Annotated in this window: 9 protein-coding genes; 6 read left to right on the forward strand and 3 right to left on the reverse strand. The window is 42.6% G+C overall.

Features of this window, described 5'->3' with window-relative positions; translation table 11 throughout:
- Positions 1–22: 22 nt before the first annotated feature.
- Entirely contained in the window at positions 23–1525 is a 1503-nt protein-coding gene (locus DV872_RS00245; protein ID WP_114627819.1) for a DUF342 domain-containing protein, read from the reverse strand.
- A 239-nt stretch (positions 1526–1764) separates the two neighbouring features.
- Between DV872_RS00245 and DV872_RS26345 the strand changes: the two genes are divergently transcribed.
- The 6 genes from DV872_RS26345 (at position 1765) to DV872_RS00280 (ending at position 10135) form a co-directional block, all read left to right on the forward strand.
- A complete protein-coding gene (locus DV872_RS26345) occupies positions 1765–4212 on the forward strand; it encodes a M28 family peptidase (RefSeq protein WP_147283074.1) in 2448 nt (815 codons plus the stop codon).
- Positions 4209–6485, forward strand: a complete 2277-nt coding sequence (locus DV872_RS00260; protein WP_158546758.1) for an ABC transporter permease — start codon at positions 4209–4211, stop codon at positions 6483–6485. Before DV872_RS26345 ends, DV872_RS00260 begins: the two co-directional genes overlap by 4 nt.
- 10 nt (positions 6486–6495) lie before the next feature.
- A complete protein-coding gene (locus tag DV872_RS00265; RefSeq protein WP_114627821.1) occupies positions 6496–7476 on the forward strand; it encodes an ABC transporter ATP-binding protein in 981 nt (326 codons plus the stop codon).
- The gene (locus DV872_RS00270) at positions 7476–8255 is read left to right on the forward strand and encodes an ATP-binding cassette domain-containing protein (RefSeq protein WP_114627822.1); all 780 of its coding nucleotides are present in this window, start codon (positions 7476–7478) and stop codon (positions 8253–8255) included. The genes DV872_RS00265 and DV872_RS00270 overlap by 1 nt, the downstream gene beginning before the upstream one ends.
- A gap of 108 nt (positions 8256–8363) precedes the next feature.
- Positions 8364–9647, forward strand: coding sequence for a lactate racemase domain-containing protein (locus tag DV872_RS00275; RefSeq protein ID WP_114627823.1), 1284 nt, complete (start codon positions 8364–8366; stop codon positions 9645–9647).
- Positions 9644–10135 (forward strand): gluconokinase, encoded by a 492-nt coding sequence (locus tag DV872_RS00280; protein ID WP_114627824.1) that lies wholly within the window; start codon positions 9644–9646, stop codon positions 10133–10135. The genes DV872_RS00275 and DV872_RS00280 overlap by 4 nt, the downstream gene beginning before the upstream one ends.
- Before the next feature lie 58 nt (positions 10136–10193).
- On the opposite strand, the gene DV872_RS00285 is transcribed toward DV872_RS00280, so the two are convergent.
- Positions 10194–10985 (reverse strand): GIN domain-containing protein, encoded by a 792-nt coding sequence (locus tag DV872_RS00285; protein ID WP_114627825.1) that lies wholly within the window; start codon positions 10983–10985, stop codon positions 10194–10196.
- A gap of 212 nt (positions 10986–11197) precedes the next feature.
- Positions 11198–12088, reverse strand: a complete 891-nt coding sequence (locus DV872_RS00290; protein ID WP_114627826.1) for a helix-turn-helix domain-containing protein — start codon at positions 12086–12088, stop codon at positions 11198–11200.
- Positions 12089–12145 lie beyond the last annotated feature (57 nt).

Here is a 12145-nt window from a genome sequence, read left to right on the forward strand (position 1 = left end):
TGAGACTTCCGGGATTTAAATACTAGATATGATTTTGGAAGTGTATGGCTCCGTCTTCTTTATTCAGATAGAAAAAGCCATTACTTACAGCGTCACTTACTGTGTGTTTTATATGACATATATCAATAACAGTTCCGGGAAAAGCCTTGCCGATGATATGTACTTTTGCTTCTTCGTTGTACTTCATCATCTGCAGTATCTTATCTGAGCTCATATCGCATTTCAGGATAATCAGATCAATATCATCTGTTTTGGAAGAAGGATCTCTTTTTAATATTTTTTGTTTCTCTATAACCTGCTTTTCACGGTGTTTTCGGATAAGGAATAACTTGTGAATGATTGCAAAGTCATCTCCGCAGTATATCTCTGTTATGGCTCCTGATTCATTTCCAATGTCATGACAATTTATGCCGTTCTTTGCATAAACCTTTCCACCTATCAGTTTACTCTTCTCTCCAAAGGTAATTGTATCGTTACTTGAGAGTGTTGAACCAAAAGCACTCTTTTCAATAAATATATTTTGCAGTGCTTCAATTATCACATTTTCCACATAGAGAGATTTTACAGATCCAACAACCTTTATTTTGTTGTGTTTACGACCGATGATTCCACCATTCTCAACAATCAGATTCCCACCACAATAAATATTTGAGGCAGCCAGTGCATTGTGAACATAGATATTATTTTCAGCTATGATATTAAAATCATCTTCTACTTCACCTTTGATGATTATTGTACCAGGAAATTTGATATGTCCGGTTTTATAACTTACTCCCTGGTTCAGGTTCAATATATTGTTGAGAGATAATTCATTCTTATTGAATACAATTTCCCCATCCTTTGTAGTTACAATATCATTGTTTTCAAGGAGCTCTATATTTTTGCCTAGTTTGATATCCTTTATTTTTGCAGTTTGGAAGGGTATGACTTCCCCTGTGACACTCTTTCCATTCTTCCCTTCTATCGGATCATATTTTCTGGCAACCAGGGTTCCTTTTCTGATGATGCATATTGATGAAAACTTTTTATGATCTACCTGTGCTTTATTTTCATGCTCAGTTTTTTCCGGGCTTACTGACTGACAATTTTTGAAATCATAAATAATTTGTGTATAGGATGGGATATGAGGGGTGGGCTGAGTCCCCCTGGCAATGGTTATCTCTCTATAAACTTTTCTTTCTTTTTCAATTTCATTGATATACTTATGAACTTTTTTTTTGCAAATTGCGTTCTCAGTAATGGATAAGCCATGGAGCTGCTCAAAGACATCAAAGGCTGTCAGGACTTTTCCAGATCCCAGAGGGGGAAACAGATCTGCAGTAACAAGCATTTCATCCTGTGATATTGTAATTTCTATTTTACTGTCTATTGACTGCTCTTCAACTTGTCTCTCGGGAATCTCCGCAAAGTTCTCAACTTCACTCTCAAGAGTACTCTCAAATATATTGTTTATATCATCATCAAGTAACAGCTTATTCATATCTGATTCCATCTCTGTCTGTTTTTTGACTGGATGATCTTCCATACCTTCTCTCCTGATGAAAAATGAACTACCTTGTGAGATAATTATTTTGAATGTATTGATTTAAAATCTATGATTGATCTATTTTCAAGTCAAGCATTTTATAAATGCATCTATGCTAAGCATTAAACACCTCCTGGGGGGAATCGATTTCTTAAACTGCTCTTTTTTTCTTCTCTTCATATCACAAACCTTCTGCTATAATACTGAATGCTGATATATCTATTGTCTGAAGGGAATCTATGAATCATGCAGTAAAAATCCTTCGTATAATATTTCTTCCTCTGCTGATACTGGCAGTGATCCTCTCTGTGAATATACGGCTGAAGGGTAATCGTTTTAATCTGAATGCCTTTGATCCGCTTAGAATCCGGAAGGATATTGAAATTCTCAGTTCATCTGAATTTGCAGGAAAAAGCTGCGGCAGCCCTGAGAATGAAATGGCAATGGCTTATGTGAAAGAAGCCTTTGAAGCATCGGGGTTAGTACCGGCTGGTTACGGAGGTTCATTCTTTCAAAATTTTACAACCATTATTCCCGATGTAGATATTCAGTCGGAATTTCTTGTGAATGATGATCAGGGGAATCTGGTCAGGCAGTTTGTGATGTATGACGATTTCCGTTTTCTTTCCTCAGGCCGGGGGAGGGGAATCAATTATTCGGGTGATCTTCTTCTGGCCGGACATAATCTTTACAATATAGATCCCTCAGGGATTAAAGACCGAGTTGTTGTGGTGGAGAGCATTCTGCTGGATGACAAGAAGATCAACTATGTCTTTGATCATCAGGGCAAGGGTGTCCTTTTTGTCTCTCTAAAGAGCTGGTCCAATGATCCCCGTACCATACAGCCTGATGAAAAAAGCCTCGATCTTTCTGACAAGAAGGGGAGTGATCTTCTTATTGGAAGTATAAGCCAGGAAGCATACGAATACCTGAAAAACAGAACAGGAATCGATTCTCTTTTCAGCAAGAAAAATCCGATGGCTGTTCTTCACCATATAGTTCTTGAATCGGATATCAGCTTTCCCCCTGTCCCGACGGCCAATATTCTGGGAATGCTGGAGGGGCGTGGTTCGGGAGATCGTATTCTGATGATATCGGCATCTCTAGATGGTCTGGGCAGGGGACCGGGATCTGAGTATTTTCCTGGAGCCGTAAACAATACTTCCGGTCTGGCTGTCCTTCTGGAAATCATAAGAGTTCTCAGTGCCCAGAAAAATCTCCCCTATAAGACAATTGTGTTTTCTGTCTGGAATGGAGAGGAGAATAATGCCGCAGGAGCAAGGCACTATGTGAATCACCCTCTGTTTCCCCTGGAGAAAACAAGTGTCATTCACCTTGGCAAACTGGGCGCGGAAAAGGACCCTCGGACCCAGGTCAGTTCCGACAGCTCATTTGGAGATATTCTGAGAACTCAGATGATTCATCTCTCTCAGGACAGCGGTCTTCCTACGGAGCCATTCGGTATCAGCGGGACCCGGTCTCCCCTTCCTTTTATCAATAGAAAGGTCCCTTCTGTGCTGTTGACTTCCAGCGGCCAAAGCAGAAATAACTATGAGGACAAGTCAGATGCCGTAGATATGCGGACCGTGGAATCCAGTACTCTGATTCTACTCAATTTTTTGAAGAGAGAAATATATAAGGATATAGAGATTGATTATCTGACGGGCAGGGGAAAACTTGTTCTGCGGCTTCTTCTGGCCTTCATTCTTCTGAGCCATCTGATCAATTCCACTTATATTTCTTATCCGAATCTTCATTACAGGGAACTCTCTATTGAGAAGATCTATTATCATCCTTTGGGAATTCTTCTGAAAAAAATGGTCTACTATCTGCTTCCTGTAGGGTTGGCTGTCTTTCTTCTGGTATTCATTGTTCATCTGCCGGGGGACAGCAGCCTCCGCAGAGTTAACGGTGAAACTGTCAGTAATTTCTCCTCCTATCTTTCAGTCAAGAACTCTGTACTCTTCATCAAGGATTTTATTGTCTCTGATGTCGGTACCACGGCCAGTAAAAGCAGTCTTCTGGAAGTGGTGTTCTCCTCTACTTTAAGCAGCTTGAAGCTTTTATCTTTTTCAATGCTTCTCTCTCTTCTCTGGGGAATGGGAAGGGGTGTATTTGAGAGCTGGCATGAGGGGAACCGGGGCATTCTCCGTTCTGCAGGGACTCTGATCTCTGCCTCTGTCCCCGATGTTGTCATTGTTATTGCCGGCTTGTGGTTATATGTGTTTATTGCCCGGAATTTTCCCGTGTTCAATGATCTTATTAATCTTAAGGAATTCATCCTGCCGCTGCTGACATTATCTCTGCTTCCTGCTGCTTATGTCTCCAGAATTACATCTATCTGTATAAAAGAGGAGATGTCCAGAGAATATATCCGGAATGCCAGAGCTAAAGGATTAAGCAAAGTTCATATTTATTTTTATGAGCTGGTTCCTCCCGTCCTGTCCCGGGTGCTGGATTCATTTTCGGCTCTCAGTTCCCTGATGCTGACAAATCTGATTATTGTGGAATACCTGTTCAATTATAAAGGAATTATCTATTACCTTCTGTATTTTTATAACCGTCATGACGGCGGTAGTTTTATCTCCCTATGTCTGACGGTGGCTCTGCTTCATCTTTTTATTACATCTGCCGGCCGTCTGGGGTCTATCCTGATCAATCCTTTGAAGAGAAAAAGAGTTGTATGAGAAGAAATAACCCCTCCCTGATCCTGGGCAGTTTAATCATCCTGTGTCTCCTGGTATTAATACTCTTTCCTGTCAGCCTGACCGGTAAAAGTCCCTACACTCTGCAGTCAATGAGATCCCGTATAGAACAGGGGGTTCTGGAATTTGAAAGTGCCCCTTATCCTCCGTCATCGGACTTTCCACTGGGGAGTGATGAGTTCGGCCGGGATCTCTGGAGTCATATTGTTTATGGTGCCCGCCTCACGATTCTTCTGAGCCTGCTGATTGTTCTGGGGCGCTTTTTCATTGCATTACCCATGGCTCTCTCTGCCGGATTCGGTCATTCACTTCCCCGCAGCATAATTAAACAGTTCAGTCTGCTTTTCAGTGCTATTCCGGCTCTCCTTATCAGTATCATTATTCTGAAGCAGGATATATTTCTCAGTATGGACAAGGTACAGTCTATTCTGGCCTTTGTTCTCGTTCTCTCTCTGGTAGGCTGGGCAAGGCTGGGAAACCTGATGCTGGAGAGGACCGAAGATATCATGAAACAGCCCTTTATCAGGACTGAAATTGCCATGGGGAAAAGGCGTCTGCGGATAGCAGTTGAGAATGTCATTCCTCATTTATTAACAGAGATTATTGTCCTCTTTTTTATGGAGATATCTGCCGCTCTCTCATTATTGATGCAGCTGGGAATCTTCGGTGTCTATGTGGGTAACCTCAGAATAATAAAAAGTACGGACGCAGGGGTTATTCAGGCATTCAACATAAGCTTTGAACCCGAATGGGCCAGCATGCTCGGGACTGCCAGGAATATGATTTACTATGCTCCCTGGATGGTTATCTTCCCAGCTCTGGCATTCTTTTTTGCGGTACTGGGATTCAATCTTCTGGGAGAAGGATTCAGATCTCATTTACAGGGTACAGAAAGTGGAAGGTTCTCTTTTTTCAGAATATTGCTGAATCCTTCTGCATTCTTTGCATGGTTGAAGGAGAGAGGGAAGACTTTGGGGAAAACAGCCATTGGAGCAGTGCTGTTTCTTATTCTTCTGATTGGATTTTTATTTCTTTCAGAGGGACGTTTTGATGCCGGTCGATATGATATGAGTGCTTTTCCCATGAATGAAGTGATAGCCGGAACTCCCGGAGCCGAGACATCAGCCGCTCTGATCGCTGAAGAGATGAAGGCTCTTGGCCTTGAGCCTCTGTTCTCTTCATCACAGAATGAGACTGACGGGTACTTTCTTGATTATGATATTGATCCTGTATCTCTGCCTGTATCATCCGAATGTATTTTCGGTTCCGGGAATGAAACCCTATCTCTGAAGATCGGATCGGATTATTCATTTCTGGCTCTGGGCAGCTACAGCAGGAAAGGTCCTGTTTATGATGCATCAACAGATGATCTGCTGAATATTAAGGACTTCTCAAGCTATGATGATGTGTTTGTACTTATTGATAAGGAATATTACAGCGATGAATCCATTCAATACATTACAGATCAGCTGGGCGCTCATGCCTCGCCCCTGGGGATTCTCCTGGTAAACCGATATGGAGAATCTCTCAGCAATTCCATTGCCAGACTGGAATCCCGTTATTTTATCATGCTTCTCTCCGGGGAAACTGCTGCTGCAGTCAGACAAAACCCTGATTTTGAGCTTTCGGTGATTGCCAGAGCAAAAAACTCTGAAGGTTCCGGCAGAAACATTGCCGGGATAAAAAGGGGATCAGATCCGGATGTGGCGGATGAGTCGGTTCTTATTAACATGGGCTATAACTACAATGATTCCGAGGGGCGTGAAATCCTGCAATTTTATATGAGCCTGATGGATTCTCTCTGTAGAGAATATGAGAGCAGACGTTCCTTTATTTTTATTTTTTCAGACGGAACTCTCAGCGAACAACAGAATGGTCTTCCCCATATTATGAAACGTTTTCCATATAATTCATCGGATATTAAGGTTTCAATAGACCTGAACCGGATTAAGCATACCGAATTTGAGACTCTTTCCTTTAACGGTCAACAGGCTCCTGTTACCCGTTATTATGCCTGGAGTCTATCTCATCTTCTTGAAATAAATATGAAAAAGGCAGGAATCCGGACTTCAGAAATCCCGACTGTTTATCGGGGTGAATTTTATTTCCCTGACAGTGCCGCGGCCAATGTGATGTTCTGGAAAAAAGGGATAGCCAATATAGTTATGGGTACGGTTGCCGGAGAGAGAAGGAAATATGAACTGGATGATTTTGGTTCTCTCCTGGTGGAAACAATCGAAATGAACAATTACTAAGCAGGAAGATATGCAGAATGACTTGTTGCAGATAAAAAATCTTAAAGTCTCTTTTCGGAATGATGACAAAAGTCTTCAGGTAATCAGAGGGGTGGATACCCGGCTCTCCAAAGGGAAGATTACGGGAGTTCTGGGTGAATCGGGAAGCGGTAAGACCGTTTCCTTCAGTTCAATTCTCGGCCTATTGCCTTCTGTTTCCGGACATATTGATGAAGGAGAGGTTCTGTTTCATGGAAAGAACCTTCTGGAATTGAGTGAAAAGGAGTTACGGACTCTCCGGGGACGATCCATATCATATATATTTCAGAATCCGGCTCTGGCTCTGAATCCATATAAAAGCATCGGTCGTCAAATGACAGAAATGCTCAGAATACATAGGATTTCCGGCACCAGATCTTTGATTCTTGAGACCCTTGAAAATGTAGGACTGGAAGATCCTGAACTGATATTTGATATGTACCCCTATCAGCTCAGCGGAGGACAGAGCCAGAGAATACTTATTGCCATGGGGATTATTCTAAAGCCGGAGTTGCTCATAGCAGATGAACCGACCAGCTCAATTGATTCCAGTTTAAGGAAGAAAATACTGGATCTTTTCAAGTCTATCAACCGCCGTTCCAATATGTCCATTCTGGTCATAACCCATGACTTTGATATTGTGGAGTACCTCTGTCATAACCTGATCATCATGTATGGTGGTCTTGTGCTCGAAGAGGGCAGTGTTGAGGAGATTCTTCATAATCCTCTGCATCCCTACACAAAAGAGCTGATCAGCTGTACCCGTTCTCTGAATTCCAATGACAGTAAACTCTACAGTCTTCCCGGGAGTCCTCTGAACCCCCATGATTTTTCAAACTGCTGTCCTTTTTATGACCGATGTTCCTCCAGTCAGGAAATCTGCAGCACCGGGATACCTCAGATGGTAGAAATCGGAGAACGCCGGGTTCGTTGCTATTTGACTGAAGAATTTATTCCCGGGGAGAAAGGCTGATGAAAGAATCATTGCTGCAGGTCCGGAATATATCCAGGCACTTCGTTCTGAAGAAGAATATACTATCCCGAAAAAGGATTATCCATGCTGTGCGGGATGTCAGTTTTGATCTTTATAAAGGGGAGACTCTCGGGCTGGTAGGTGAGAGCGGCAGTGGTAAGACGACGGTGAGTAATCTTATTCTGCGTCTGTTGGAAGCCAATGAGGGCGAGATAGTTTTTGATGGAAAGAAAATCAGTCATTTGAAGGAGAAAGAACTTAGATCTCTCCGTAAGGATATACAGATTATCTTTCAGTACAGTAATGCAGTATTAGATCCCCTGATGACAATCGAGGAGCTTTTAGGCGAAGCTCTGCGTATCCATTCTGTGGTTCCCGAAAATGAACTTGATCGTGAAGTGGACCGGCTGCTGTTTCTGGTGGGCCTGAGCTCTACTGAACGTTTGAAATATCCCAACCAGCTGAGTGGAGGACAGAATCAGCGCGTTATCATTGCCCGGGCTATAGCGGTGCGTCCTAAACTCATTGTCTGTGATGAACCTGTCTCTGCTCTGGATGTTTCAGTTCAGGGGCAGATACTCAATCTTCTGAGTGAACTGAAAACAGAGCTGAATCTCTCTTACCTCTTTATTTCTCATGATCTTAAAGTTGTCCGTCATCTCTGTGACAGAATTGCTGTTATGTACAAAGGACAAATTGTGGAAACGGGTCCCAGAGATAAGATCCTGGAACAGCCGGATCATGATTATACAAGACATCTGATTCAGTCAGAATTATAAATATCTGCTATGATTCAGTCCTGTCTTAATAATTTATAAATGCTTATTATCCTCTTATAGGCTATAATGATATGATGTAATCAATCATTTATTTACTGGAGACGACTCATGCTTTATTATACTTCAGATTACACCAGTACGGTCCTGAACCGTAAAGATATGAAAAAGGCTCTCAAGTCTGTACTGGCTCATTATCCCGATGCAGAGCGGGTGCTTATCATTCCCCCCGATTTTACCCGTTTTCACTCGGGTGCGGGTCTTCTGACCGAGATGGCCTGGAAGATGTTAGGGGATAAGGTCAAGGCCGTTCTTCCGGCTCTGGGAACTCATTTTCCCATGACTGAATCTGAACAAAGGCGTATGTTCGGGGAGCTGCCCCAGTCATTGATACTGGATCATGACTGGCATAATTCCCTGGTTGAACTGGGAAGAATCTCCAGTGATGAGATGAAGGAAATCTCCGGCGGTAAATTGGATTGCGACTGGCCTGTTCAGGTAAACAAATTGATCGTGGATGAGCGCTGGGATCTTATTCTCTCAATCGGTCAGGTTGTTCCCCATGAAGTTGTGGGAATGGCAAACTTCACCAAGAATATTCTTGTAGGGATAAGCGGTAAGGAAGCCATAGACAAGAGTCATTTTCTGGGTGCCGTGTGCAATATGGAAAGCATCATGGGCCGGGCTGATACTCCTGTGCGTCAGCTGTTCAACCGGGGAGCGGAGAAGTTCTGTAAAGACCTCCCTATTGTCTATATTCAGACAGTGGTTGCCCCCAATTTACTCGGCCAGCCGGAAATGCATGGTCTATTTGCAGGAGATGACAGTGAATGCTATATGAAAGCAGCAGCCCTGTCTCAAAAGCTGAATATCACTTTGCTGGAGAAAGCACCGAAAAAGGTTGTTGTCTTTCTCAGCCCCGATGAGTTCCGCAGTACATGGCTGGGGAATAAGAGTATATACAGAACCCGTATGGCTATTGCCGACGGAGGAGAACTCATCGTCCTGGCACCGGGGATTCACTGCTTTGGTGAGAATAAAGAGATGGATGTTCTTATCAGAAAATTCGGTTATAAGGGAACTCCCTATGTGATGGACTGTGTCGAGAATCGTCCCGATATGGCTGATAATCTTTCAGTTGCAGCTCATCTGATCCACGGTTCTTCAGAAGGAAGATTCAATATTACCTACTGTCCCGGAAAACTGAGCAGAGAAGAAGTTGAAGGGGTTGGTCTGAATTACGGAGAACTCAATGAGTATGAACTCCGTTATGACAGAAGCTCTCTAACTGAGGGTTGGAATACTTTGGCTGATGGAGAAGAGATCTTCTATATCTCCAATCCGGCTTTGGGACTGTGGGCTCTGAAATCCAATTTCCAGGAGTCTGAATCATGATTGCAGTAATTATGGGTGTAAGCGGCTGTGGTAAAACCACTCTCGGTGAAAGATGTGCGGAAAAACTGAGAATCGGTTATTTTGAGGCCGACGGCTTTCATCCCGGAGTTAATATTAAAAAGATGAGATCCGGGGTTCCTCTGAACGATGATGACCGCTGGCCTTGGCTTCAGCTGATAAAAGATAAGATTATGGCATGTCAGACTGCGGGAGAATCGGCTGTATTCAGCTGTTCCGCCCTGAAGGAATCATATCGCCGATTTCTCCAGGATGGTCTATCAGAGCCTGTAAACTGGGTCTATCTTCGAGGCAGTTTCGAGACGATTTATGAACGGTTGGAATCAAGACAGGGACATTATCAAAAATCTGACATGCTTCAGAGCCAGTTTGAAGCTCTGGAAGAACCGGATTACGGAATTATCCTGGAGATCGATATGCCCCTGGATGAGAAAGTCAAAACACTTAGTGACACTCTAAAAAAACTATAATGCCTTATTGATAATGAAACTACCAGATCCTATGAGGATAAAAATCCCGGTACATTAATCATCTTATTTCATAGCGGCCTGATGAGCTGGTTTTAATATTCTGTAAGGCCATTGCAGAAGGGTTCCCATGAAGAATCAATTTGGCTGTACTGCTGAGTGAACCTTTCGCCTCAATATTATCATTTATTGAGAACTCCTGGTATGAACTGCTGCTGCCGTTAATATTCATGGATTCCTCAATAATGAAATTTTCAGCCAGCATACGGCTGGAGCTTGAAAATGATGTGGTGATGGTACGGCAGCTGCCATTCTCTATGAAATACTTGCTGGAACTGCTTCCTTTGATTGATGCACTGTCAGTCTTCAGCTGTTTGAGGACTATTTTACTGGAGCTGGAGGACTTCGATTCCAGGGATGAGCAAAGCACTTCAGCCATTTCTATGGTGCCGCTGGAACTGGTTGTGAGATTGAGACTCTTAGCCTCTACAGTTAAATTGACTAAGATATCACTGCTGCTGGAGGCGTTCAGATCGGCCGAAAGTTCCGGAACTGTTAGGATCGCCCTGCTTCGTTTGAAGCTGAATCCGATTCCCGGGCGTTCTCCCATTTTCAGTTCTCCCTCCCGGTATTCTACATAGTTACGACTGCTGCCCACTGTTTCGATGAACAGCTCTGATGTATTGCCTTTTTTGATGATCAGTTCCCAATCGCTGGACGTTGAAATCTTATCCAGGCTGTCCACTTCGATTATCATACCCTCTTTCACTAATTCATCTGGATTGCCGAGAGCAGTGAGCAGGGGCAGGGGCAGCACAGTCAGAGCCACCAGAAGAATTGCTATATTATTCATTTATTCATCCTTTGATCTTTTATTATCTATTTAGCAAAATACATGCCACCCATTGAGTTAGTCTCTAAATTAGAAGGAAGAAGTTCAGAGTTGAAGAAAACTGAGTTTGTGATGGTAAAATAGACCCGTTAGAGGTCAACCATGATTTTGAAATATCTGTTCTTGTCAAAAAACTGACTATACGCTTATGATGAATCCATGAAGATCCGCTATCAACTCGTTATACTGATGTTTTTTTTATATTTAGTTCTGTAATCTCTTGGAGTTTCTCCAATTATTTTTTTAAATAACCTGGAGAAATAATTACTGTCGGTAAACCCAAGATCATAAGCCAGCATTGTAATGGCTGTGTCTGAATTTCTTAATTGTGAGCAGGCATTGTCCATCCGTTTTTTCAGGTGGTAATCCAGGGGAGATGTTCCGGTTATTTTTTTAAAGGCCCTTAAAAGGCTGCTTTCCGACATATGAGAGATCTTCAGCAGTTCTTTTATGTTTACAGTTCTGTCCAGGTTGTTTTCCATAAAGCTGATAGTTTCACCCAGAGTATATAGATTTGATTTATCCCATTGAGAATTCTCAGAGTAAATTCGGGATATGTAGGTGATCATCTGCATAAACAGCGCTGCCGTCAGATAACTGTATCCCTCCTTTTGCAGGGTCTGTTCTTTTTCCATTTTTAAAATGAATTCTTTGATCTCCCCTATCTGAGTCTCAGTGAGCTTGAGGCGGCTTGAGAATTTTGAATCCTCTCTCATCAGGGGTTCAATGGTAAAGAGTGTGTGAAAACCGGGAGACTTGTGGATATCATAATCCGGAAAATGCAGTCTTTTAAGATCAAAAAGGATATTAATCAATTTAAGATTTTTCAGATCTTTATAACCATGTGCCCGGTCTCCATTTATTACAAACAGATCTCCTCTCCCCACCTGAAATGTATTTTTCCGGGTGAAGTGAGTCCCCTGACCATTTAGTACTAAAACAAGTTCAGAGAAATCATGAGTGTGGATAGGATACTCGGGCTGAGGATCTCTGTGAAGGATTTTTATCTTGATCTCATTGGGTTTGAAGAACTCTTTTCCCATAAGATGGTGTTTTTCATACATGACTGTATTGTGCTATTAAATGAAGGAAATCTCAAGGTTGGATCTGGGGATCGGGAG

It is taken from the genome of Oceanispirochaeta sp. M1 (assembly GCF_003346715.1).
Lineage (GTDB): Bacteria > Spirochaetota > Spirochaetia > DSM-2461 > DSM-2461 > Oceanispirochaeta.